At 52.8% G+C, this 24,556-nt stretch carries 19 protein-coding genes; 18 read left to right on the top strand and 1 reads right to left on the bottom strand.

Annotated elements, in window-relative coordinates; genetic code table 11:
• The first annotated feature begins 122 nt into the window (after positions 1–122).
• The 5 genes from rsmH (at position 123) to ACTRC3_RS00525 (ending at position 5,653) form a co-directional block, all read left to right on the top strand.
• Positions 123–1,178 (top strand): 16S rRNA (cytosine(1402)-N(4))-methyltransferase RsmH, encoded by a 1,056-nt coding sequence (gene rsmH, locus ACTRC3_RS00545; RefSeq protein WP_440320757.1) that lies wholly within the window; start codon positions 123–125, stop codon positions 1,176–1,178.
• A 174-nt stretch (positions 1,179–1,352) separates the two neighbouring features.
• Positions 1,353–2,210: a NifB/NifX family molybdenum-iron cluster-binding protein gene (locus ACTRC3_RS00540; RefSeq protein ID WP_440320755.1), complete on the top strand. Its 858-nt coding sequence runs from the start codon at positions 1,353–1,355 to the stop codon at positions 2,208–2,210.
• Between the two features lie 107 nt (positions 2,211–2,317).
• A complete protein-coding gene (locus ACTRC3_RS00535; protein WP_440320753.1) occupies positions 2,318–3,502 on the top strand; it encodes a M20 metallopeptidase family protein in 1,185 nt (394 codons plus the stop codon).
• Positions 3,503–3,723: 221 nt separating this feature from the next.
• A complete protein-coding gene (locus ACTRC3_RS00530; protein ID WP_440320751.1) occupies positions 3,724–5,460 on the top strand; it encodes an RNA polymerase sigma factor in 1,737 nt (578 codons plus the stop codon).
• A 10-nt stretch (positions 5,461–5,470) separates the two neighbouring features.
• Positions 5,471–5,653, top strand: coding sequence for a hypothetical protein (locus ACTRC3_RS00525; RefSeq protein WP_158363641.1), 183 nt, complete (start codon positions 5,471–5,473; stop codon positions 5,651–5,653).
• A 129-nt stretch (positions 5,654–5,782) separates the two neighbouring features.
• Here ACTRC3_RS00525 and ACTRC3_RS00520 read toward each other — a convergent pair whose 3' ends face one another.
• Positions 5,783–6,955: an NAD(P)-dependent malic enzyme gene (locus ACTRC3_RS00520; protein WP_440320748.1), complete on the bottom strand. Its 1,173-nt coding sequence runs from the start codon at positions 6,953–6,955 to the stop codon at positions 5,783–5,785.
• Between the two features lie 196 nt (positions 6,956–7,151).
• On the opposite strand from ACTRC3_RS00520, the gene ACTRC3_RS00515 reads away from it, so the two are divergent.
• The 13 genes from ACTRC3_RS00515 (at position 7,152) to ACTRC3_RS00455 (ending at position 24,525) form a co-directional block, all read left to right on the top strand.
• A complete protein-coding gene (locus tag ACTRC3_RS00515) occupies positions 7,152–8,045 on the top strand; it encodes a LysR family transcriptional regulator (RefSeq protein ID WP_440320746.1) in 894 nt (297 codons plus the stop codon).
• A gap of 312 nt (positions 8,046–8,357) precedes the next feature.
• Positions 8,358–10,337: an excinuclease ABC subunit UvrB gene (gene uvrB / locus ACTRC3_RS00510; RefSeq protein WP_440320744.1), complete on the top strand. Its 1,980-nt coding sequence runs from the start codon at positions 8,358–8,360 to the stop codon at positions 10,335–10,337.
• Between the two features lie 36 nt (positions 10,338–10,373).
• A complete protein-coding gene (gene uvrA, locus ACTRC3_RS00505; RefSeq protein WP_440320742.1) occupies positions 10,374–13,193 on the top strand; it encodes an excinuclease ABC subunit UvrA in 2,820 nt (939 codons plus the stop codon).
• A gap of 87 nt (positions 13,194–13,280) precedes the next feature.
• Positions 13,281–14,189, top strand: coding sequence for a UDP-N-acetylmuramate dehydrogenase (murB, locus tag ACTRC3_RS00500; RefSeq protein ID WP_440320740.1), 909 nt, complete (start codon positions 13,281–13,283; stop codon positions 14,187–14,189).
• Between the two features lie 30 nt (positions 14,190–14,219).
• Complete coding sequence (gene rapZ / locus ACTRC3_RS00495) at positions 14,220–15,098, top strand: RNase adapter RapZ (protein WP_178039447.1); 879 nt, start codon at positions 14,220–14,222, stop codon at positions 15,096–15,098.
• Between the two features lie 19 nt (positions 15,099–15,117).
• Positions 15,118–16,056 carry a DNA-binding protein WhiA gene (gene whiA, locus ACTRC3_RS00490; protein ID WP_349164741.1) on the top strand — a complete coding sequence of 313 codons (939 nt, stop codon included), beginning with the start codon at positions 15,118–15,120 and terminating at the stop codon, positions 16,054–16,056.
• A complete protein-coding gene (locus tag ACTRC3_RS00485) occupies positions 16,013–16,267 on the top strand; it encodes an HPr family phosphocarrier protein (RefSeq protein ID WP_178039449.1) in 255 nt (84 codons plus the stop codon). Before whiA ends, ACTRC3_RS00485 begins: the two co-directional genes overlap by 44 nt.
• Before the next feature lie 123 nt (positions 16,268–16,390).
• Positions 16,391–17,137 (top strand): class I SAM-dependent DNA methyltransferase, encoded by a 747-nt coding sequence (locus ACTRC3_RS00480; protein WP_349164739.1) that lies wholly within the window; start codon positions 16,391–16,393, stop codon positions 17,135–17,137.
• A gap of 19 nt (positions 17,138–17,156) precedes the next feature.
• Positions 17,157–18,038 carry an Hsp33 family molecular chaperone HslO gene (gene hslO / locus ACTRC3_RS00475; protein WP_440320736.1) on the top strand — a complete coding sequence of 294 codons (882 nt, stop codon included), beginning with the start codon at positions 17,157–17,159 and terminating at the stop codon, positions 18,036–18,038.
• Positions 18,039–18,054: 16 nt separating this feature from the next.
• Complete coding sequence (locus ACTRC3_RS00470) at positions 18,055–19,983, top strand: NAD(+) synthase (RefSeq protein WP_440320734.1); 1,929 nt, start codon at positions 18,055–18,057, stop codon at positions 19,981–19,983.
• Between the two features lie 77 nt (positions 19,984–20,060).
• On the top strand, positions 20,061–20,945 hold the full coding sequence (locus tag ACTRC3_RS00465) for a DegV family protein (protein WP_440320732.1): 885 nt from the start codon (positions 20,061–20,063) through the stop codon (positions 20,943–20,945).
• Between the two features lie 229 nt (positions 20,946–21,174).
• Complete coding sequence (locus ACTRC3_RS00460) at positions 21,175–21,879, top strand: response regulator transcription factor (RefSeq protein WP_349164735.1); 705 nt, start codon at positions 21,175–21,177, stop codon at positions 21,877–21,879.
• Positions 21,880–24,525 (top strand): sensor histidine kinase, encoded by a 2,646-nt coding sequence (locus ACTRC3_RS00455; RefSeq protein WP_440320729.1) that lies wholly within the window; start codon positions 21,880–21,882, stop codon positions 24,523–24,525.
• Positions 24,526–24,556: the final 31 nt, after the last annotated feature.

Raw genomic sequence — 24,556 nt, 5'->3', positions numbered from 1 at the left:
TAATAAATTAGCATAAGTACCAAAAGTTTGTAGTCTCTTATTATATAAAATAAAATATATTTTATATGCACAGAAAAGGTGTAAATATAGCAATATAAATTACAAGTCAGGAGAACAAAACCATGGAAGAACACCAGATCCCCCACAAGCGCCGCGTGCGCTACAAGGGCAAATATCCGAAAAAATTTGAAGAAAAATACAAGGAGCATCAGCCTGAAAAATATCAGGATATGGTGGAGCACGTGATTCGGAAGGGCAACACGCCTGCCGGCATGCACATTTCCATTATGGTAGAGGAAATCCTGGATTTCCTGAAAATCCAGCCGGGTGAGACTGGCTTTGACGCTACTCTGGGTTATGGCGGCCATACCAGGGCTATGATGCAGTGCCTGAAGGGACAGGGTCACATGTACGCCACAGACGTGGATCCGGAGGAGTCGGCCAAGACGAAGAAGCGGCTGGAGGATCAGGGCTTCGGCGAGGATATTCTGACCATTAAGCTGCAGAATTTCTGCACCATTGATGAGATTGCGAAAGAAGTGGGCGGTTTCGATTTTGTATTGGCAGATCTGGGAGTTTCTTCCATGCAGATCGACAATCCGAAGCGCGGCTTCTCCTTCAAGGTGGACGGCCCGCTGGATCTGCGCCTGAATCAGCAGAAGGGCATCAGCGCGGCGGAGCGTCTGGACACCATTGACCGGGACGAGCTGGCAGGCATGCTCTATGAAAATTCCGACGAGCCCTACTGCGAGGAGCTGGCGAAGGCCATTACTGATGAGATCCGCCGGGGAAATCGGGTGGATACTACCACAAAGCTGAGGGAGATTATCGAGAAAACGTTGGATTTCCTGCCGGAAAAGGAGAAAAAAGAAACGGTCAAAAAGACTTGCCAGCGGGTATTCCAGGCCCTTCGTATCGACGTAAATCAGGAATTCGAGGTGCTTTATGAGTTCATGGAGAAGCTGCCGGGCGCTCTGAAGCCGGGCGGACGCGCGGCCATTCTGACCTTCCATTCCGGCGAGGACAAGCTGGTGAAGGCAGCCATGAAAGAGGGTTATCGCTCCGGCATTTACAGCAGCTATTCCAAAGACGTAGTGCGTCCATCAGCCGAGGAATGTGTGCGGAATCCCCGGGCCCGCTCCACAAAAATGCGCTGGGCCGTCCGGGCAGAGGAATAAGCAGAAAACAGTCCATTTGTGAGAAAACATATCTGTTATGTCAGGTATGAGCCTTGAAGGAAAGACAAAAGGGCGCTATACTATATAGAAACGCAGCGTGTGAAAAGCCGATAAACGGGAGCGGCAGAGAAGGAACACAGCTTGCGTATATAACAAAAACGGGAGGATTTTATCATGAAAATCGCAGTAACTTATGACAATGGCAATGTATTTCAGCATTTCGGTAAGACCGAGTCTTTCAAGGTATATGAAGTAGAGAATAATCAGGTCGTAAAAAGTGAAGTGATTGGCTCCAACGGAACCGGACACGGCGCTCTGGCAGGACTTCTGGCAGATCAGGGCATCGACGTACTGATTTGCGGCGGCATCGGCGGAGGAGCCCAGGCAGCTCTTGCAGAAGCGGGTGTGGAGCTTTGTTCCGGAGCGGAAGGTGACACGGACGCAGCTGTAGAGGCTTATCTGAAGGGAAAACTGACAAGCGCAGGCGCAACCTGTGACCACCATGATCACGAAGAGGGGCATTCCTGCGGCGATCATGAGGAAGGCGGCTGCGGCGGAGATTGCGGCAGCTCCTGCGGAGGCGGCTGTGGCCAGCCGAAGCTTACCGGACGCAATGTGGGCAAGACCTGCAGAACCCATTACAAGGGAACCTTCAACGATGGCACTCAGTTCGATTCTTCCTACGACCGGGGCGAGCCTCTGGAGTTCGTCTGTGGCGCAGGCCAGATGATCCGCGGCTTCGACGCGGCGGTGGCAGACATGGAGGTAGGCCAGGTGGTGGATATTCACCTGATGCCCGAGGAAGCCTACGGCATGCCGAATCCGGACGCCATTTTCACACTGGAAATCGCCCAGCTTCCGGGCTCTGAGGAGCTGGAGGTGGGCCAGGGCGTATACCTGACCAACCAGTTTGGCCAGCCGTTCCCGGTGAAGGTAACCGCCAAAGACGAGAAGACCATCACCTTCGACGCCAACCATGAGATGGCGGGTAAGGAGCTGAATTTCAAGATTGAGCTGGTAGAGGTAAAATAAAGCAGAACAATTCCGCTTGCTAAAGCATTGACGCATCATAAATAAGTGTATATAATTGTGCATTAAGACTTTAAAAATCGGCATGCTAAGATAGCAGGAGGTATCTTATGAGCTATTATGACAGAGCTTTGGAGATGAAGGACGAGCTGATAGCCAACCGTCGTTATCTCCATGAAAATGCAGAGGTCGGACTGACGCTTCCGAGGACAAGAGCGTACGTGGAAGAAAAACTGAGAGAATACGGAATCGAACCACAGCGTTGTGGCGAGGGCGTGACGGGACTTATCGGAAAGGGCGGCAAGGTACTGCTTCTGAGAGCGGATATGGACGCGCTTGCCATGCCGGAGGAGAGCGGACTTCCCTTCGCCTCCAAGGATCCGAACGCAGCCCATTGCTGCGGACACGACATGCATGCTACCATGCTTCTGGGCGCGGCGAAGCTGCTGAAGGAGCATGAAAATGAGTTAAAAGGAACCGTCAAGCTGATGTTCCAGCCCAGTGAGGAGACCCTGACCGGCAGCCGCAATATGCTGGAGCATGGGATCCTGGAGAACCCGAAGGTGGACGCGGCTCTGGCCTATCATGTGGGTCCGGGACAGCTTCCCATTGGAATGTTTATGTATAACGCGAATTCCACCATGATGTTTTCTAATAATGATCTGCATATTCGTGTCAGGGGAAAAGGGGGACATGGAGCCATGCCCCAGAATTGTGTGGATCCCATCAGCGTGGGTGCGCATATCGTAGTGGCGCTGCAGGAAATTATTTCCCGGGAGATGGATCCGAAGGCGTCCTGCGTTATTACCATAGGTAGCTTCCATGCGGGAACAGCTCTCAATGTGATTCCCGAGGAGGCGGTTCTTGATGGAACACTTCGCGCGGATACAAAGGAAGCGCAGAAGCAGCTGGTAAAACGGGTTCGGGAGGTTGCCGAGGCCACGGCGAAGGTCTACGGTGCGGAAGCGGAGGTGGAGATCACCGATGGCGCGCCGCCGCTTATCTGTGATAAAGAGACTACCGAAGAGTTTGTAGGTTACATGCGGGAGCTGGCGATTCCGGGTACCATGGAGCAGCCGGATGTGGCAGCCAGCGCCTCCGAGGATTTTGCCTGCATCGCGGAGCAGGTGCCATCGGCGTTCATGTATGTATCCGCCGGATTTATGGACGAACGAGGCGTGGCTTCGGCCCACAATCCCAAAGTGCAGTTCAACGAGGAGGTTCTTCCCCGTGGCGCCGCTTATCTGGCCCACTGTGCGGAGCAGTGGCTGAAACGTCATGGGAACAAACACTAAGTAGAAATAAAAACACGCAGGAAAGATGTCGGCTTCGGTCGGCATCTTTTTTTAAAACTGGGGAAAATGGAAAACAAAGTAATCAGTAGCTTGCGTGTGCCGGGCGAACCTGTTACACTGAAGAAAACAACGGAAACATGGAATCTGACGCAATGTCCCCAAAACACGTATTTTCCGCAACTATAAGTAAAAGGAAATATCGTGCGAGAGGAGGAACCCCTATGACCGACAAAAAACTTCTGCACCTGCTGGATCAAAATCCGGAAGAAGGTATGGGCCTTCTGATGGATCAATATATAGGACTTCTGTGGAGCGCCTGCCGCCTGTATCTGACGAATCCGGAGGATATCCGGGAGTGCGTACAGGAGACCTTTGCGGATTTTTACGGAAAACGGGAGCGGTTCCGGACGGAAAAGGGGACGATCAAAGCATATCTCTATGTGATTGCCAAGCGAAAGGCCATCCGGATGGCGACCCAGAACGGGAAGCAGAGTGCAGTCCCCCTGGAAATGCTGGAGGAGGCCGCGGCGGACAGCGGCGAGAATGCCATCTTGAACCGGGAGGCGCTGGAACAGGCCCTCTCGCAGCTGAAGGAGCAGGACAGCCGGATGATTCGGATGCGGTATTACGATGGCCTGACTTGCCGGGAGATCGCCGAAGCCATGCACCTGCCTGTGGAAACCGTGAAAAAAAGGCAGCAGCGAAGTCTCAGAAAGCTTCGGCTGGCATTGATGGTTCTGGCAGCACTGGGAATTTTGGGAGCCTGTGCGGCGGCTGTCATCCGGGTTCGGTTCAATCCGGTGACGGGGATCCGGGACGCGGAAGAAGAGATTTACAGAGGGACGATGCTTCCCATGGAAGTGGAGACCGAATACGGCAGAATTACGGTAGAGTATGCCATCTGGCAGGAACAATCTCTTTATGTGAAAATGACAGTCGTTCACTCGGAGGAGGACGACTGGTTTGATACCGTCCGTGAGAATATCTGGGCGGAAAGTGAGGATGGCACCCACTTGCGTGGTTCAGGTTCCAGCTGTCAGGATCTCCGGAACGGGCTTCTGATTCTGGACTGGGATTTCACTTTCTATAAACCTCAGGAGCAATTTCTTTTTCATCTGTTTGATCAGACCGTAACGTTACAGATGACAGCGCTTACGGAATACGACAGTCTGGATGCCATCGGCAAGCCCGTGACCCATAAGGGCCGTACCCTGGTAGTGAACGGCAACTGGAAGGATGAGAACACCTTGCAGCTGAACGCCTGGAGCTATGGGAAGGAACTCTGGAAGATCTGCGGTCTGGGGCATTATCCTATATTGCCGGAGGAACGGGAAAAAGAGGATTATGTACTTTGGCTGCGCGACGGCCTGGATGGCAGCGGCAGCTTCACAGCGGAGGTAAGCGCGCAGCAGGGCAGGCCCTATCAGCTGAGGATTCCGGCTGTTTCCCTGAAAGCGGAACTGGGAACGGAGGGCCCGCTTTTTGAAGTGCCCATTCCGGCGGAAAATGGCCCGGAAGCAGTGGATATTCCCTTTGAAGTGGGAGAGGATCGGTATCATATCGTAAAAGTAGAGCGAAAGGCCACGGAAGTAGAGATGGAGGATGGTTCCATCAGGTACGGCACTCAGGTACTTTTGTATGTGGAGCCGATTACCCTGGAGAAGAACACAAAATTATTTTCTATCTCCGCCAGTTGGGGACGGATGAATACAGGGATATCCTATTCCCTGAACCGGGAAAGCGGCGAGCTGGAAGCAGACGGAGAAACTGCGCCATTTTTTTCAGCTGAGGGAAGTACCTGGCCTCCGGCCATGTATTACGAGGGTGAGTACGCGGAATATCGGCAGGAGCTGATGCTGTACTACGGACCGGATGAAGAGATTCCGGAAAAGACCTGGGTTCGCATAGATAAAGTTGTAAAAAACTGGGAGCAAAAATATAGCTATACGATCAGATAAAGGAGTCACCATGAAAAGAATCAAACAAATCTTCGACGGCGAATACGGCTGCGAGGAACGTACAGCCGACGAAAAGGCTAAAGTACTGGTCATCCTGGAGGATGAAACCGGCCAGGAGAGCAGCCTGTCCGTAGAGGACGACTGGCTGAGGGCGCAGGGGCTGGAGGAAGGCTCCGCATGGCCGGAGAACTAGCCGAAGTCAAAAGAATATGGAAGAAAGCAGGACAATACGAAAAATCCGCAGGCCATCCGGTGAAAAACACCGAATCTCCTGCGGATTTTCATTGATGAGTTATATATCCAGTGAATGTAATTGCCAATATTAGATACGAGCTACGCCGCTCTTTCTTGCAGCCTCAGCTACAGCCTCAGCCACCCGATCCTTCAGTCTGGAATCGAAAGCAGCCGGCAGAATATAGTCTGCGTTCAGCTCTTCATCAGATACCAGAGAAGCGATGGCGCGTGCAGCGGCAATCTTCATCTCGTCGTTGATATCGGATGCGCGTACATCCAGAGCGCCGCGGAAGATGCCCGGGAATGCCAGTACGTTGTTGACCTGGTTCGGGAAATCGCTGCGGCCTGTGGATACCACAGCAGCGCCTGCAGCCTTTGCCTCGTCCGGGAAAATCTCCGGAGTCGGGTTTGCGCATGCGAAGATGATAGCATCCTTCGCCATGGTGGAAACCATTTCCTTGGTCAGAACGCCCGGTGCGGATACGCCGACGAATACGTCTGCGCCCTTGATCACCTCAGCCAGGGTACCCTTCTCCATGTTGCGGTTGGTGACAGCTGCGATTTCTTCCTTGATGGGGTTCAGCCCCTCACGGCCCTCGTAGATAGCGCCCTTACGGTCTGTCATAATAACATTTTTCAGACCCATGCTCATCATCAGCTTGATGATAGCGATACCGGCTGCGCCTGCGCCGGAGGTAACGATCTTTACGTCCTCGATCTTCTTGCCTACCAGCTTCAGAGCGTTCATCAGGCCTGCCAGTGTGATAACAGCAGTACCATGCTGATCGTCATGGAAAATCGGGATATCGCAGCGCTCTTTCAGCTTCTGCTCAATCTCGAAGCAGCGGGGAGCGGAGATGTCCTCCAGGTTTACGCCGCCGAAGGAGCCTGCCAGCAGAGCGACGGTATTCACGATATCGTCCACATCCTTGCTGCGCACGCAGAGCGGAATGGCGTCCACGTCACCGAAGGCCTTGAACAGGACGCATTTACCCTCCATAACCGGCATACCGGCCTCCGGTCCGATATCGCCCAGACCCAGGACTGCGGTACCGTCGGTCACTACGGCTACGGTGTTCCAGCGGCGGGTCAGCTCGTAGCTCTTATTGACGTCCTTCTGAATCTCCAGACAGGGCTGTGCGACACCCGGTGTATAAGCAAGAGAAAGAGCCTCCTTGCTGTCTACGGCAGCGCGGGGAGTAACCTCTAGCTTGCCTTTCCATTCATAGTGTAATTTCAGTGATTCTGCAGCGTAATCCATGATAAATTCTCCTTTTCTCTGATAAACGGCATCATTGGTATATCCATAATTGCGACCACTTTGTATTTTTAGCGGTACAATAATTTCTATCCGTATCATAGCGCGACTTTACAGAAAAGTAAAATATATATATAATAAGTTATTATAGGAAAAACCTATAGATTCGAAAATGTGTCAGGAAAAGGAGGCAAAGTCCATGACCATCGCCAAATTACAGCAGTTCCTTGCAGTCTGTCAGTTCCAGAGCGTCAGCCGCGCCGCGGAATTTTTGCATATTTCCCAGCCTTCCGTGTCAGGAACCATCCGGGATCTGGAAAGCGAGTTTCAGATCAACCTGTTCCGCCATGAGGGGAGGCGCCTGGTCCTGACGGCGGAGGGAAGCTTCTTACGGGAACGGGCCCAGAAGCTGATCCGCCAGTTCGACGAGCTTTCCTGGCAGATGGAGGATCTGGGAAATCAGAAAAACCGGTTCCGTATCGGGATTCCGCCTATGGCCGGGACGGTCTTTTTCCCGCAGCTCTATAAGGCGTTCCAGGCAGCGTATCCGGAAATCACTCTTTCTATTACGGAATGCGGTTCCCTCCATGCGGAAAAGCTTCTGGAGCAGGGAGAACTGGATCTGGCCATGGCCACGCTCCCGGCGGCTCCTTCTCCGGAATTTTCCTGTCAGAAGCTTGCGCGGACACAGCTGGTGCTCTGCGTCAGTCCTTCCCATCGCCTGGCCCGGGCGAAAGCAATCGATGTGACCATGCTGGAGGGGGAGCCTTTGGTACTTTTCGGAATGGATACGGCGCCCTCCAACGCAGTGCTGTCCCTTTTCGCGGAGCAGCAGCTGCGGCCCAATGTGCTGCTTTATTCCAGTCAGCTCAGCATGATTAAGCAGTTTATTTCCGATGGCACGGCAGCAGCCTTCCTGATGGACGCCCTGGCCCGTCAGGAGCCGGATCTGGTAGCGGTTCCGTTTTCCGAACCCATTTATTTTGACACGGTACTGCTGTGGAAACGGGATCAATATCTCTACAATGATGTGGAGCACTTCTTACGGTTTGCCAAAAAATTCAAATTTCAGGGAATTATTGAAAAAACATGAGGTTTCATTAAGATTCCTGAAGTTTATATTGAAGGAGAACAAGGCGATGAAGAAAAGTATAGGAAAAGAACAAATGTTCCGAATTCCCTATACTTTTTTTCATATCCGTGTTATAATTTTCAGTGACTTTAAGTATGCTAAATCCATCAGGATTTAAGCGGTGTTGTGGAGTAGAAAAAAGAGGTTTTAGTGACCTGCATTCGTAAAATGGCAAAAGTTCCTCTATTAGGCAGGAAAAAAAGCCTTCATTTTACGAATTTCTGCCTTATAGGCGAACTTTTTTCCGGGTCACTAGAAAGGAAATCACACGATATGGAGTTCAAATTACACAGCGAATACCAGCCCACCGGCGACCAGCCCCAGGCCATTGCGAAGTTGGTAGAGGGCTTTCAGGAAGGCAATCAGGCCCAGACTTTACTGGGTGTTACGGGATCGGGCAAGACCTTTACCATGGCCAATGTGATACAGGCCCTGAACAAGCCGACCCTGATTATTGCCCACAATAAAACCCTGGCGGCCCAGCTCTACGGCGAGTTTAAAGAGTTTTTCCCCGAAAACGCGGTGGAATACTTTGTTTCCTACTACGATTATTACCAGCCGGAGGCCTATGTGCCTTCGACGGATACTTATATTGCAAAGGATTCGTCGATCAACGACGAGATTGATAAGCTGCGGCTGTCGGCTACGGCCGCCCTGATTGAACGGCGGGACGTGATTATCGTGTCCAGTGTCTCCTGTATCTATGGTCTGGGTGAGCCGGAGAATTTTGAGAAAATGATGGTTTCCCTGCGGCCCGGCATGCAGAAGGATCGTGACGAGGTGCTGCGGCAGCTGGTGGATATCCAGTATGACCGCAACGATATGGATTTCAAGCGTGGTACCTTCCGGGTGCGGGGTGATGTGGTGGAGATTATTCCGGCCAATGAGTCCGAGCTGGCGGTGCGGGTGGAGTTTTTCGGGGACGAGATCGACCGGATTACCCAGATTGATGTGCTGACCGGCGAGATCAAAGGGGAGCTTGAGCACGTGGCCATTTTCCCGGCGTCTCATTACGTCGTACCCATGGATCAGATTAAGCGTGCGGCAGCCGATATCGAGAAGGAGCTGGAGGAGCGGGTGCGTTACTTCAAGAGTGAGGACAAGCTTTTGGAGGCCCAGCGCATCGCAGAGCGGACGAACTTTGATATTGAGATGCTGAAGGAGACCGGCTTCTGCTCCGGTATCGAGAACTATTCGAGACATCTGACCGGCGCAGCGCCGGGCACGCCGCCCAATACGCTGATGGATTATTTCCCGGATGATTTTCTGATTATCATAGACGAGTCCCATAAGACCGTGCCCCAGATCCGCGGCATGTACGCGGGCGATCGATCCCGGAAGACCACGCTGGTGGATTACGGCTTCCGTCTGCCGTCGGCGCTCGACAACCGTCCGCTGAACTTCGAGGAATTCGAGAGCAAGATTGATCAGATTATGTTCGTCTCCGCCACGCCGGGCGAGTACGAGGCTGATCATGAGATGCTGCGGGCGGAGCAGATTATCCGGCCTACGGGACTTCTGGATCCCAAGGTGGAAATCCGGCCTGTGGAGGGCCAGATCGACGACCTGGTGGGCGAGGTGAATAAGGAGGTGGCAGCAGGCCACAAGATCCTGATCACTACCCTGACGAAACGCATGGCTGAGGATCTGACCGACTACATGCGGGAGCTGGGTATCCGGGTCAAATACCTGCATTCGGATATCGACACCCTGGAGCGGACCCAGATTATCCGGGATATGCGTCTGGATGTCTTTGATGTGTTAGTTGGTATTAACCTGTTGCGTGAGGGTCTGGATATTCCGGAAATTACCCTGGTGGCGATTCTGGACGCGGACAAAGAAGGGTTCCTGCGTTCCGAGGTCTCCCTGATTCAGACCATCGGTCGTGCGGCACGAAATTCTGAAGGCCATGTCATCATGTACGCGGATACCGTTACCGATTCCATGCGGCTGGCCATCGATGAGACCGAGCGCCGACGCGCGCTGCAGGAGGCATATAATAAGGAACATGGCATCACGCCGAAGACCATTCAGAAGTCCGTACGGGATCTCATCAGCATTTCCAAGGAGATTGCCAAGGAAGAGCTGCAGTTCGAGAAGGATCCGGAATCCATGAGCAAGAAGGAACTGGAGAAGCTCATCAAGGACATTGATAAGAAGATGAAGAAGGCGGCTGCGGATCTGAACTTCGAGCTGGCGGCAGAACTGCGTGATAAGATGATAGAATTAAAGAAGCAGGCAAATGAGCTTTAAAACCTGCGTCGCAATGCATTTATGAGGAGAAAAACAATGGATAAATTTATCAGAATCCGGGGCGCCAACGAGCACAATTTAAAGAACCTGGATATCGACATCCCCAGAGATAAATTTGTGGTGTTGACGGGACTAAGCGGTTCGGGAAAATCGTCCCTGGCCTTCGATACCATTTATGCGGAAGGACAACGGCGCTACATGGAGTCCCTGTCATCCTATGCCCGTCAGTTCCTGGGTCAGATGGAGAAGCCCAATGTGGAGAGCATTGACGGCCTGTCTCCGGCCATTTCCATCGACCAGAAGTCTACGAACCGGAACCCCCGCTCCACTGTGGGAACCGTGACGGAGATTTACGATTATTTCCGACTGCTCTATGCCCGGATCGGTATCCCCCATTGCCCGAAATGCGGCAAGGAGATCAAGAAGCAGAGTGTAGACCAGATGGTAGATCAGATCATGGCCATGCCTGAGCGGACGAAAATCCAGCTGCTGGCCCCGGTGGTCAAGGGCCGCAAGGGCGAGCATGTGAAGGTGCTGGAGCAGGCGAAGAAAAGCGGCTTCGTCCGGGTTCGCATCGACGGCAATCTCTATGAGCTGTCCGAAGAAATCAAGCTGGAAAAGAACATCAAGCATACCATCGAGATCGTGGTGGACCGACTGGTGGTGAAAGAGGGCATAGAGCGCCGCCTGGCGGATTCCATCGAGACGGTGCTGAACCTGTCCGACGGTCTGCTGGTGGTGGATGTCATCGGCGGCGAGACGCTGACCTTGAGCTCCAGCTATGCCTGTCCGGATTGCGGCATCAGCATGGAAGAGATTGAACCCAGAAGCTTTTCCTTTAATAACCCCTTCGGAGCCTGCCCGGAGTGCTTCGGCCTGGGCTACAAGATGGAATTTGACGAGGATTTAATGATTCCCGATAAGTCCTTAAGTATCGCGGAGGGTGCGATTACGGTCATGGGCTGGCAGTCCTGTACGGACCCGTCCAGCTTTACCTATGCGCTTTTGAAAGCCCTTTCCAAAGAATACGGCTTCGATCTGACCATACCTTATGAGCAGCTGTCCCCGGAGATCCGGGACATACTGATTCATGGAACCAATGGCCGTGAGGTGAAGGTCTATTATAAGGGGCAGCGGGGCGAGGGCGTCTATGATGTGGCCTTCGAGGGCCTGATTAAAAATGTGGAGCGCCGCTATCGGGAGACCGGTTCCGAGATCATGCGTCAGGAATATGAGACCTTCATGCGGATTACGCCCTGTAAGGCCTGCGGCGGCCAGCGTCTGAAGAAGACGTCTCTGGCGGTGACCGTGGGGGAGAAGAATATCGCGGAAGTGACGTCTATGTCCGTGCTGAAGCTGTATGATTTTCTGAAGGAATTGCAGCTTACAGAACAGCAGAAGCTGATTGGTGAACAGATCCTGAAAGAGATTAAGGCCCGCATCGGCTTCCTGATTGATGTGGGACTGGATTATCTGACCCTGGCCCGGGCCACCGGCAGCCTGTCCGGCGGCGAGGCTCAGCGTATCCGTCTGGCCACTCAGATCGGCTCCGGCCTGGTGGGCGTGGCCTATATCCTGGACGAGCCCAGCATCGGCCTGCATCAGCGGGACAACGATAAGCTGCTGGCGACCCTGAAGCGTCTGCGGGATCTGGGTAATACCCTGATTGTGGTGGAGCATGACGAGGATACCATGTTTGCGGCGGATTATATCGTGGATATCGGCCCGGGCGCGGGCGAGCACGGCGGCAAGGTCGTGGCGGCAGGTACGGCACAGGAGATTATGGCCTGCCCGGATTCCATTACCGGAGCTTACTTAAGCGGAAAATTAAAGATTCCGGTGCCGGAGACCAGAAGAACTCCCACGGGCTGGCTGACGGTCAGGGGCGCTGCGGAAAATAACCTGAAAAATATCCAGGTGGATTTCCCCCTGGGCGTCATGACCTGCGTCACCGGCGTGTCCGGTTCCGGAAAGAGCTCTCTGGTCAATGAGATTCTCTATAAGACCCTGGCGCGGAAGCTGAACCGGGCCCGCACCATTCCGGGTAAATACAAGGAAATCACAGGGTTAGAGCAGCTTGACAAGGTCATTGCCATCGACCAGTCCCCTATTGGGCGGACGCCCCGTTCCAACCCGGCCACTTACACCGGCGTATTCGACCAGATCCGCGACTTGTTCGCGTCCACAGCCGACGCCAAGAGCAAGGGCTATAAGAAGGGTCGTTTCAGCTTCAATGTGAAAGGCGGCCGCTGTGAGGCCTGCTCCGGCGACGGAATCATCAAAATCGAGATGCATTTCCTGCCGGACGTGTACGTGCCCTGCGAGGTCTGCCAGGGAAAACGGTACAACCGGGAGACTCTGGATGTGAAGTATAAGGGCAAGAGCATCTTTGACGTGTTGGATATGACTGTGGAAGAGGCCATGACCTTCTTCGAAAATGTGCCATCTATCCGCAGGAAAATTGAGACTCTGAACGACGTGGGACTTTCCTATATCAAGCTGGGACAGCCTTCCACGACCCTGTCCGGAGGGGAAGCCCAGCGGATTAAGCTGGCCACCGAGCTGTCCAGACGGAGCACCGGCAAGACCATCTACATTCTGGATGAACCGACTACGGGCCTGCATTTTGCCGATGTCCATAAGCTGACGGAGATTCTGAAACGGCTGGCCGAGGGCGGCAATACAGTCGTGGTCATCGAGCATAATCTGGACGTGATAAAGACGGCCGATTACATCATTGACATGGGACCGGAAGGCGGCGACCGTGGCGGCACGGTCATTGCCAAGGGCACACCGGAGAAGGTGGCAGGGCAGGAGCTCTCCTATACGGGCCAGTACCTTAGAAAATATTTATAGAAAGTATTTTAAGATTGTTTTTATTTATTTTTTCGCATATACTAAAACAGAGTATAGAAACAACCAAATCCCAATGGAGTACACACAATGATTCAGAAATTATATAAAATCCTTTGCAATATAAATGAAGCTGCCAATGTCCTGCGGGACGAGCCCATGAGCCGTCATACCACCTTTCGCATCGGTGGCCCGGCGGCCATTTTCTGCATGCCTCAGACGGTACCGCAGCTGGCGGACACGGTAAAGGCCTGCGTGGAAGCTGGCGTCCCCTATTATATCCTGGGGAATGGCAGCAATGTGCTGGTGAGCGACGAAGGATATAAGGGCGTCATCATCCAACTGTTCCGCAATATGGACGGCATCCGCGTAAATGGCACCGAGCTGGAAGTAGAAGCCGGAGCTCTGCTGGTACGCATGGCCCGTCTGGCGGCCAAAGAGGGACTGACCGGACTGGAATTCGCTTCCGGTATCCCGGGAACCTTAGGGGGAGCACTGGTCATGAACGCCGGAGCCTACGGCGGAGAGATGAAGGACGTGGTCAAAGAGGCTGTGGTCATGAAGCCGGACGGAGAAATCCTGCGGCTTAAAAAAGACGAGCTGGAGCTGGGTTACCGTACCAGCGTCATTGCAAAAAAGGGCTATCTGGTTCTGAGCGCTCTGCTGGAGCTGGAGAAAGGCGATAAAGGGGCGATTGAAGCCCGGATGCAGGAGCTGAAGGAGGCGAGAACATCCAAGCAGCCGCTGGAATACGCCAGCGCAGGCAGCACCTTCAAGCGGCCTGAGGGTTATTTTGCAGGAAAGCTCATCATGGACGCGGGACTGCGTGGTTACAGCGTAGGCGGCGCGCAGGTGTCTGAGAAGCACTGTGGCTTCGTTATCAACCGGGGTGGCGCGACGGCCCGGAATGTGATGGATCTGGTATGCCATGTGCAGGAAGAAGTAAAGAAACAGTTCGGTGTGGAGCTGGAAATGGAAGTAAAGCTACTTGGTTTTTAAGAGCGTCGAAACAGACAGGAGAAGATACAGATGAGATTTGTAATTGTAACAGGAATGTCAGGCGCGGGACGAAGCACCGCTCTTCGGGCGTTGGAGGACGCAGGTTATTTCTGCGTGGATAATCTGCCGATTTCTCTGATTGAAAAATTTTCTGAGCTGATTTATCCGGGTAATACGGAGGTCACGAAGGTGGCGTTGGGCATTGATATCCGAAGCGGAAAAGCTTTTAACGAGCTGGCGGCCACTCTGGAGGAACTGACCGTGGCAGGCGTGAACTATGAAATCCTGTTCCTGGATTCCTCTGACGAGGTGCTGGTGAAGCGCTACAAGGAGACCCGGCGTACGCATCCGCTGGCGCAGAATGGCCGCGTGGCCGACGGTATCCAGGAGGAGCGCAAAAGGCTGGAATTTCTGAAGAAGCAGGCGGATTATATCATTGATACCAGCAATCTGCTGACTAGGGAGCTGAAGCAGGAACTGGACAAGATCTTTGTGCAGAATAAGAACTTTAAGAACCTGGTCATTACCGTCCTTTCCTTTGGCTTTAAATACGGTATTCCGACGGATTCCGATCTGGTATTTGACGTGCGGTTCCTGCCGAATCCCTATTATTATGAAGAACTTCGGAAGCTCAGCGGCAATGACAAGCCGGTGCAGGATTTCGTTATGGGCTTCGAGGTGTCCCACCGGTTTCTGGACAAGCTGATTGACATGATTCAGTTCCTGATTCCGAATTATGTGCTGGAGGGCAAGAACCAGCTGGTGATCTCCATCGGTTGCACCGGCGGCAAGCACCGCTCTGTCACCCTGGCCAATAAGCTTTATGAACGGCTGCGAAACAATGCGGACTACGCGGTGCGTATCGAGCATCGCGATATTGAGAAGGATGCCGTTGTAAAAGCGCATTAGGGAAATGAAGAGGTGATCTATGTCTTTTTCCAGTGAGATCAAGCAGGAGCTCTCCGCCCATGTGCCGCCGGCCAGACATTGCAGACTGGCTGAGATGGCCGCCATTTTAAACTTCTGCAGCCGCGTGGAGAGTGTTGAAGGAGAGTCCCCCTGCGTGAAAATGCACACGGAGAATCTGGCCGTTGCAAGAAAGTACTTTACATTATTGAGAAAAACATTTAATATAGAAATGAACGTGTCGACGCGGCAGAGCAGAAATCCCAGGGGAAGTCTCAGCTATGAGGTGACTTCTTTCGGAGGACTGGAGCCCGTGAAGCATATGCTGGTGCAGAATCAGTGCTGCAGGCGGGCTTACATACGGGGAGCCTTTCTGGCGTCCGGCTCCTTGAGCGACCCGGAGAAAGGCTATCATTTTGAAATCGTGTGCAGCGGGGAAGAGAAGGCGGATGAGCTTCGGGAGATGCTGGCCAGCTTCGGGATAGACGCGCGGATCACGCTGCGAAAGCGCAGTTACGTGTTATACGTAAAGGAAGGATCGCAGATTGCGGACCTTTTGAATGTGATGGAAGCCCATGTGGCCCTGATGAAGTTCGAAAATGTCCGGATTCTGAAGGAGATGCGCAATTCCGTCAATCGACAGGTGAACTGTGAAACTGCGAACTTGAACAAGACCGTTTCAGCAGCGGTAAAACAGATAGAGGATATCCAATTTATTCAGAGAACCATTGGCTTTGATGAGTTGCCGGAGAACCTGGCAGAGATAGCAGTACTCCGTCTGGAGCAGCCGGAGACGACCTTAAAGGAGCTGGGTCAGATGCTGACGCCGCCCGTAGGGAAGTCCGGTGTGAATCACCGTCTCAGAAAGCTGAGTCTGATAGCAGAGGAGCTAAGGGATCACAAGGAGGAGAATTATTATGATGAAACAGGAAATCACGATTCAGATTCCGGAAGGGCTTGAAGCCAGACCGGTCGCATTGCTGGTACAGGTGGCGAGCCAGTACGGCAGCGAGATCTATGTGGAGAGTGATAACAAGAAGGTAAATGCCAAGAGCATTATGGGTATGATGACCCTTGGACTCTTCGCGGGCGAGACCGTTACCGTTTCTGCGGACGGCGAGGACGAAGAAGAGGCTATGGCCAATATCGAGAAGTTTTTAAGCAGCAAATAATCAGACGATTGTGAGGGACTGCCGGGATTTTCCGGCAGTCCTTGTTTTTTGTCCGGAAATTTGTTATGATGAAACGGATCATACAGTCTGGAAAATCAGACAATTGAAGGAGTTACAGCAGCGATGGACGCGTATACAGGCTTTGCGGAGGTTTACGATCTGTTTATGGACCAGGTTCCCTATGAGAAATGGAGCCGGCGGATCACAGAGATATTAAAAGAATACGGAATTCCGGACGGTCTGGTGTTGGATCTGGGCTGCGGAACCGGCAGCATGACGGAACTTCTGGCGGATGCGGGCTACGATATGATCGGCGTGGACGCTTCCGAGGAAATGCTGGAGCTGGCCTGTGAGAAGCGCGCCGGATCGGGACACGATATTTTGTATCTTCTGCAGGATATGCGGGAGTTTGAACTTTATGGCACGGTGCGGGCCATCGTCAGCGTCTGCGATTCCCTGAATTATATTACGGAAGAGGAAGATTTACTGCAGGTGTTCCGGCTGGTGTGGAATTATCTGGATCCGGACGGCGTGTTCTTCTTCGACATGAATACCATTTACAAATACAAAGAGATGCTGGGCGAGACCACCATCGCGGAGAACCGGGAGGAGGGCAGCTTTATCTGGGAAAATTATTACGACCCGGAGGAACAGCTGAATCAGTACGACCTGACGCTTTATGTGCAGGATGAGGACGACCGGTATGTGCGGTTTGAAGAGACGCATATCCAGAAGGCCTATGCGCTGGAGCGGGTACTGGAGCTGCTTGAAAAAGCGGGACTGAAGGCGGAGCAGATCTTTGATTCCGACACAGGTGAAGCAGTCATGGAAACGACAGGTAAATTCTGTGTTGTGGCGCGGAAAGCGTAAGAAAAAGAGGAGTAAAATTATGGAAGATTATATTGTAAGAGCAACGGCTGCAGATCACCAGATTCGTGCCTTTGCTATCACATCCAGAGAAATGGTGGAGCAGGCGCGCTCCATTCACAACACCAGTCCGGTGGCTACAGCGGCTCTGGGACGTCTGCTGACAGCCGGAGCCATGATGGGTTCCATGATGAAAGGCGACGCGGATCTGCTGACCCTGCAGATCAAGGGAGCCGGAGCCATCGGCGGCATCACCGTGACAGCGGATTCCAAGGCAAGAGTAAAGGGCTATGTGGATGAACCCATGGTGCTGCTTCCGGCGAACGCAAAGGGAAAGTTGGACGTGTCCGGCGCCATCGGGCCTGGTACCCTGCGGGTGATCAAGGATCTGGGCCTTAAGGAGCCCTATGTGGGAACCGTTGAACTGCAGACTGGCGAGATTGCGGAGGATTTGACCTATTACTTTGCCACATCTGAGCAGGTTCCATCCTCGGTAGGGCTGGGCGTGTTGTTAAATAAGGATAATACGCTTCGCCAGGCAGGCGGCTTTATCATTCAGCTGATGCCCTTTACCGACGACAAGGTCATTGACGCACTGGAAGCAAAGCTGTCCACCATGGATTCAGTGACGAAGCTTCTGGATCAGGGCATGAGCCCGGAGCAGCTTCTGGAGTATCTGCTGGGTGATTTCGGTCTGGAGATTAACGACACCATTCCGGCTTCCTGGTACTGCAACTGCAGCCGGGAGCGGGTGGCAAAGGCCATCGTCAGCATCGGAAGCAAGGACATCCGGGAAATGATTCAGGACAACAAGCCCATCGAGGTGAAATGCCATTTCTGCAATCATGCCTACAAGTTTGATATCGAGGATCTGAAAGAGATCCTGAAAGTAGCGAAAAGGTGAATAAAGAGGTAACGATATGAGACACGGGTTTATCAGAACGGCGGCGGTGACGCCGAAGATTCAGGTGGCGGACACGAAGGGAAATGGCGCGGAGACCATAAGACTTGCCAGAGAGGCGGCGGAAAATGGCGCGAAGATCATCGTATTTCCGGAGCTTGGCATTACCGGCTATACCTGTTCGGATTTATTTTTACAGGAGCTTCTGCTAAAGAGCGCCCGGGAGGAGTTGTTCCATATCGCCAGAGAGACGGCAGATCTGGACGCGCTGATCTTCGTGGGACTTCCCTGGGAGAAGGACGGCAAGCTTTACAATGTGGCGGCGGCTCTCTGCGGCGGACATCTGCTTGGCCTGGTGCCGAAGCTGCATCTGCCTAATTACGGGGAATTCTATGAGCTGCGTCATTTCACACCGGGAAATCAGGAAGTGGAGGACGTGTGGGTTCCCGAGGAGGGAGAGGACGGCGATTATATCAATTTTGGAACGAAGCTGCTGTTCACCTGTGAGGAGCTTCCGGGACTTAGTGTGGCTGCGGAGATCTGCGAGGACGTGTGGGTGCCGAACCCGCCAAGCATCGGTCATGCGCTGGCAGGCGCAACGGTCATCGTGAACTGCTCAGCCAGCGATGAGACCACAGGCAAGAATCTGTACCGGGAGTCTCTCATAGGCGGACAGTCGGCCCGCCTGGTATGCGGATATATCTATGCCAATGCAGGAGAGGGTGAGTCCAGCCAGGATCTGGTGTTTGGCGGTCATAATATCATTGCGGAAAATGGAACGATTCTGGCAGAATCGGAACGATTTACCAGTGAGACCATTTATGCGGAGCTGGATATCGCACGGCTGGTGGGTGAGCGCAGAAGAATGACCACCTTCCGGACGGATAATTCCAGATCCTATGTGGAGGTTGGCTTCCATCTGAAAAAGGAAGATACAGAGCTGTCCCGTTATGTAGATCCGGCGCCCTTCGTGCCCGGCAGCGACAGTGACAGACAGCGGCGCTGTGAGGAGATTTTCGCCATTCAGTATATGGGCCTGAAGAAGCGGCTGGAGCATACCCACTGCAAGACGGCGGTGGTCGGTATCTCCGGTGGCCTGGATTCCACTCTGGCGCTTCTGGTTACGGTGAAGGCTTTTGACAGTCTGGGACTGGACCGTTCCGGTATTCTGGGCGTGACCATGCCCTGCTTTGGAACCACAGACCGGACTTACCGGAATGCCTGTGATATGGTAGAAAAGCTTGGAGCGACGCTGAAGGAGGTGGATATCCGCGAGGCGGTGACCATCCATTTCCGGGATATCGGACACGATCCGGATGTGCATGACGTGACCTACGAGAATTCCCAGGCGCGGGAGCGTACGGAGGTTTTGATGAATCTGGCCAACCAGGCGGGCGGCATGGTCATTGGTACCGGCGATATGTCGGAGCTGGCCCTGGGTTGGGCCACCTACAATGGCGACCACATGTCTATGTACGGCGTCAATGCGGGGGTTCCGAAGACGCTGGTGCGCCATCTGGTGCGATATTACGCAGATACCTGTGGGGATGAGAAGCTTTCCGGGGTGCTGCTGGACGTATTGGATACGCCGGTGAGCCCGGAGCTGCTGCCGCCGAAGGACGGGGAAATTGCCCAGAAGACAGAGGATTTGGTGGGTCCCTATGAGCTGCATGATTTTTATCTGTATTACATCTTACGTTTCGGCTTTGAACCGGCGAAGATTTACCGGCTGGCTCAGAAAGCCTTTGCGGACGTCTATGATAAGGAAACCATGCTTAAATGGCTGAAGGTATTCTACCGCAGATATTTTGCCCAGCAGTTTAAGCGGTCCTGTCTGCCGGACGGCCCGAAGGTGGGTTCTGTAGCGGTATCGCCGCGGGGAGATTTGCGGATGCCCAGCGATGCCTGCTCTGCGTTGTGGCTGGCGCAGCTTGAGACCTTAGAGTAGGAAATGAAATATGAGTTATGTAAACCAAATGATGGGCCGGTATCATAGGCCGCAAATTAAATTCAGGGGAGAAGAACATGGCATTTAAGATTATTACGGATTCGGCAACGGATCTGCCCAAGGAGATTGTCGAGAAATACAAGCTTCATGTGATTCCGACGCCGGTAACCATTGATGGAACGGATTATTTTGACGGCAAGACCATTTTCCCGGAGGATTTCTACCGGATTCAGGCGCAAGGGACTGATATCAAGACCTACCACATCAATCAGTATATGTTCCGGGAGAATTTTGAACCTTACGCCAAGGCCGGGGACGAGGTGCTGTATATGTGCTTCTCTACCGGTATCGCGGGTACTTTCAATGCGGCAAATCTGGCAAAGGAAGAGCTTCTGGAGGAGTATCCGGAGTTTGATCTGACCATCATTGATACCAAGTGCGCCTCTCTGGGCTTTGGTCTGGCAGTGGAGAAAATCCTGCGGATGCAGGCAAATGGCGCGCCGAAGGATCTGATTATAGAGGCAGCGCAGTTTTTCTGTGAGCATATGGAGCATATTGTGACGGTGGAGACCCTGGAGTATCTGTACAAGGGCGGCCGTCTGAGCCGGACTTCCGCAGTACTGGGCGGCGTGCTGGATCTGAAGCCGATCATCGAGGTCAATGACGACGGTGCGCTGGTAGCCATTGAGAAGGTGCGCGGACGGCATAAATCGCTGAAGCGGTGCGTGGAGCTGGTGGGCGAGCGCGGCGTGGATCTGGATAAACAGATCATTGGCGTAGTACACGGAAATGATCCGGAGACCTGCGAGAAGGTGAGCGCAATGCTGATGGAGAAGTATCATTGCCGTGGCATCATCAAGTCCTGGGTTGGATGCGCTATCGGTGCGCATACGGGCCCGGGTATCATCGGTATTGTGTTCCTCAGTGCCAGTGAAGAGAAGTATGCGGAATATTTGAAGTAAGACGGACAAAAAGAGAAAATATCCCCCTCGCCGGGCACGCATTATTTTCCGGCGAGGGGGATATTTTCTCTTTTCTGGTAGTTTAAGCTCGGGAAATCCCAAGAAAATCTTAAGAATTATCAAACAGAGAACTTAAAAAAGCCTTGTTATAACTATGGATAGACAGTAAAATGTAAGAGTATCATTTTACTGTCTATTCACGTTTCAAGAACGATATGAGGGTGAGAACATGAACAAAAAGAAGAATACAATCCTGGTCTGTGATGATGACAGGGAGATTGTGGACGCGATAGAGATTTATCTGTCCCAGGAGGGGTACCGGATTTTGAAGGCCTACGACGGGGTGCAGGCGGTGGAAATGCTGGAGCAGGAGGATGTGCAGCTGCTGCTGATTGATATTATGATGCCGAAGCTGGACGGCCTGCGGGCGACGCTTAAGATTCGGGAGAAGAGTAGTATTCCGATTATTATTCTGTCAGCCAAGTCGGAGGACGCGGATAAGATTCTGGGGTTGAATATCGGTGCGGACGATTACGTGACGAAACCCTTTAATCCGCTGGAGCTGGTGGCCAGGGTGAAGTCACAGCTGCGCCGCTATACGAAGCTTGGCAATGCGATGGATGAGAATCAGAAGATCTATCAGACCGGCGGCCTGGTTATGAACGACGATCTGAAGGAAGTGACCGTGGACGGTGAGCAGGTGAAGCTGACGCCTATTGAGTATAATATTTTGCTGCTTCTGGTGAAGAATCAGGGTAAGGTGTTCTCCATTAATCAGATTTATGAGAGTATCTGGAATGAAGACGCCATCGGCGCGGATAATACGGTGGCGGTCCATATCCGTCACATCCGGGAAAAGATCGAGATTAACGCGAAGGAGCCCCGCTATCTGAAGGTGGTGTGGGGCATTGGATATAAGGTGGAGAAGCTGTAAATGAAGCGATGGGAATATTCGAAGCTGTGGAAGCTCACGGCGCTGCTATTGAATCAGATTTGCGCGATGGTGCTGGTGCTGTCCGTGGTCGTGTGTACGGTCTATGTGGGCGGCAGCGGCTTTGGATTCGTGGGAAAGGATCAGACCTTTGAGAGCACCGGTTATTATCAGGATGAGGTTTTGGAGCAGATCTACCGTTGCGTCCGGGCTGCCAGCCGGGAGAGTAAGTTTGAGAAAAATGGCGTCTACGACGGCAAGATTCTCGTAGATGTTCAGCAATACGCAGAAAACAGTACCATCGGAAGTGGCGACGTGAAGGACGGAGGCCTGTATTATGAACTGACGGATCTGCTGAACTGGTCTCTGGATGGCATGGAGACCGGTACCCTGATGAAGATTACCTACGACGACGGCACCGTAGGCTATCTGTCCAAGGGTTTCACCAATTATACGGAGCAGTCTCTGTACGGTGAGGATGGAACAGAGGTGGCCTCGATCTCTACCGTAAATAAGGGGAACAGTGAAACGTCCATAACCTCCGTACCTGAGGGTGATACAGCGGATGAGACGGATGCGGAGGAATCATCCGCCACATCTGCGATGTCCGAAGAAAATATGGAAGGTTTTGTGGAGGAATTCATTACAGACGGAGAAAGCAGTCCTTTCGATATGATGCAGAGCACTGTCCGCAATGTGGAGCAGCTGGAGGCGGTAGAGGAGCGGTATGGACCGGTGGGCTACGACAGCATTACCGCCTATGCAGAGGCGAAGCGGCTGACCACCGCCCAGCTTCAGGAGATTTATTATGATCTGGAAAATGTACTCCCGGTCATTTACAATGATTATTACGCGTATACGGAGAATCTGGAGCTGTTCAGTCCCAGCATGACCAATATGCGCTATTTTGTCATTCCGAAATCAGTGGAGCAGGTTTCACCGGAGGATTTTTCCGAAAAGATTTCCACTAATATGAAAAGCTTTGGGAAAGAAAAATTTTCCAGCCAGGAGGGGCTGTTGAATTACATTCGTACCTCTTATAAGGATTATCTGATTTATGACAGCTCAGATATGAATTATGAAGCCAATGGTATGCCGATTTCCTTAAGCGAGCTGAGCAGCTATGTGAAGAGCTATCCGCCTTCCGTGGAAGGGGATTATATTCTGGTGGTAGCTGTGGACTCCGGATATAAGGCGAGCGATAAGCTGGCCCAGTATAAGAAGCAGTATGAGGAAATCGCGCCGGTGAGCCGGGTGGCAGTCTACGGCGTGATGCTGGGAGCGATTCTGTATCTGCTGAGCATGGTGTATCTGACTTTGGCAGCAGGACGCAGCACTGACGAGGACGGTGAGATTATGTTGAACCGCTTTGACCGGATACGGTCGGAGCTGGCGGCGTTGATTCTGATTGTACCGGCCTGGATTATCCTGGTTCTGGTGTCTGTCGGCGTCTCGGTACGGAATCTGGAGATGCCGGAATTCGCCCTGGTGGGCGGGGGCGTGGCCTTTGTGTTGAATGGAATGTTTCTCACCGGTTATATCAGCCTGGTACGCAGAATCAAGGCCCATACCCTGTGGAAGAACAGTATTCTCTACCTGATCAGCAGTGTTTTCGGGGAGATGATGAAGAATCGGAAGACCACCACGAAGACCATGCTTTCCTATGCAGGCTTTCTGCTGGGAAACGTAGTGCTCCTGATAATGGGGGAAATTGGAATTATCCTGCTGGCGTTCTTTGACCTTGGTGTGGGAATTTTCCTGCTCCGGCAGGCGGCTCAGCGGCAGCGGATCCTGGACGGCATCAAACGGATCTCCGCAGGGGAGTTGAACGCGCAGATTCCCACCGACCAGATCAGCGGCGATAACCTGGCTTTTGCGGAGGCAGTGAACCAGATGGGCAGCGGCCTGTCTGCAGCGGTGGAAAAGAGCGTCAAGGACGAGCGGCTGAAATCCGACCTGATCACCAATGTGTCCCATGATATCAAGACGCCGCTGACATCGATTATCAATTACGTGGATTTGCTGAAACGGGAGGATATCCAGAATGAACGGGCAAAGAATTATATCGCGATTCTGGAGGATAAGGCCATGCGCCTGAAGCATCTGACTGACGACCTGGTGGAAGCATCGAAAATCAGCTCCGGCAATGTGAAGCTGGAGCTGACAAGGCTTAATTTCCAGGAGCTGATTCAGCAGACCAACGGCGAATTCAGCGAGAAGTTTGAGGCGAAAGGCCTGAAGCTGGTGGTGGATATGCCGGAGGAGCCGGTGGTTATCGTGGCCGACGGGCGCAGGCTCTGGCGCGTGGTGGAGAATCTGTATAACAATACGGCCAAGTACGCTATGCCGAACACCCGGGTCTACGTGGAATTGACTACGGTGGGCCATATGGTGCGGTTCAGCATCAAAAATATCTCCGAGCAGCCCCTGAATATCAACGCCGACGAACTGACCGAGCGCTTTATCCGCGGCGACGTGGCCCGCAGTACCGAGGGCAGTGGCTTGGGACTCTCCATCGCCCGGAATCTGACGGAGCTTCAGAAGGGCAGCTTCAATATCTATCTGGACGGGGATCTGTTTAAGGTAACGATTATCTTCCCGGAGGCGGAAGAAAAAACGAATAGGGATAAAAGTGAGCGGCTAGTCTGAAAAGACTAGCCGTTTGGTTAGTGTACAAAGA

The sequence above is a fragment of the Laedolimicola sp. genome (assembly GCF_051972735.1).
In the GTDB taxonomy this organism is placed as follows: Bacteria; Bacillota; Clostridia; order Lachnospirales; family Lachnospiraceae; genus Laedolimicola; species Laedolimicola intestinihominis.
Note: the sequence above shows the minus strand (reverse complement) of the source record. Positions and strands in the feature narration are given on the sequence as shown.

Coding starts and splice junctions, on each gene's coding strand:
- rsmH (WP_440320757.1), top strand. CDS start 123: ATGGAAGAACACCAGATCCCCCACAAGCGCCGCGTGCGCTACAAGGGC.
- ACTRC3_RS00540 (WP_440320755.1), top strand. CDS start 1,353: ATGAAAATCGCAGTAACTTATGACAATGGCAATGTATTTCAGCATTTC.
- ACTRC3_RS00535 (WP_440320753.1), top strand. CDS start 2,318: ATGAGCTATTATGACAGAGCTTTGGAGATGAAGGACGAGCTGATAGCC.
- ACTRC3_RS00530 (WP_440320751.1), top strand. CDS start 3,724: ATGACCGACAAAAAACTTCTGCACCTGCTGGATCAAAATCCGGAAGAA.
- ACTRC3_RS00525 (WP_158363641.1), top strand. CDS start 5,471: ATGAAAAGAATCAAACAAATCTTCGACGGCGAATACGGCTGCGAGGAA.
- ACTRC3_RS00520 (WP_440320748.1), bottom strand. CDS start 6,955: ATGGATTACGCTGCAGAATCACTGAAATTACACTATGAATGGAAAGGC.
- ACTRC3_RS00515 (WP_440320746.1), top strand. CDS start 7,152: ATGACCATCGCCAAATTACAGCAGTTCCTTGCAGTCTGTCAGTTCCAG.
- uvrB (WP_440320744.1), top strand. CDS start 8,358: ATGGAGTTCAAATTACACAGCGAATACCAGCCCACCGGCGACCAGCCC.
- uvrA (WP_440320742.1), top strand. CDS start 10,374: ATGGATAAATTTATCAGAATCCGGGGCGCCAACGAGCACAATTTAAAG.
- murB (WP_440320740.1), top strand. CDS start 13,281: ATGATTCAGAAATTATATAAAATCCTTTGCAATATAAATGAAGCTGCC.
- rapZ (WP_178039447.1), top strand. CDS start 14,220: ATGAGATTTGTAATTGTAACAGGAATGTCAGGCGCGGGACGAAGCACC.
- whiA (WP_349164741.1), top strand. CDS start 15,118: ATGTCTTTTTCCAGTGAGATCAAGCAGGAGCTCTCCGCCCATGTGCCG.
- ACTRC3_RS00485 (WP_178039449.1), top strand. CDS start 16,013: ATGATGAAACAGGAAATCACGATTCAGATTCCGGAAGGGCTTGAAGCC.
- ACTRC3_RS00480 (WP_349164739.1), top strand. CDS start 16,391: ATGGACGCGTATACAGGCTTTGCGGAGGTTTACGATCTGTTTATGGAC.
- hslO (WP_440320736.1), top strand. CDS start 17,157: ATGGAAGATTATATTGTAAGAGCAACGGCTGCAGATCACCAGATTCGT.
- ACTRC3_RS00470 (WP_440320734.1), top strand. CDS start 18,055: ATGAGACACGGGTTTATCAGAACGGCGGCGGTGACGCCGAAGATTCAG.
- ACTRC3_RS00465 (WP_440320732.1), top strand. CDS start 20,061: ATGGCATTTAAGATTATTACGGATTCGGCAACGGATCTGCCCAAGGAG.
- ACTRC3_RS00460 (WP_349164735.1), top strand. CDS start 21,175: ATGAACAAAAAGAAGAATACAATCCTGGTCTGTGATGATGACAGGGAG.
- ACTRC3_RS00455 (WP_440320729.1), top strand. CDS start 21,880: ATGAAGCGATGGGAATATTCGAAGCTGTGGAAGCTCACGGCGCTGCTA.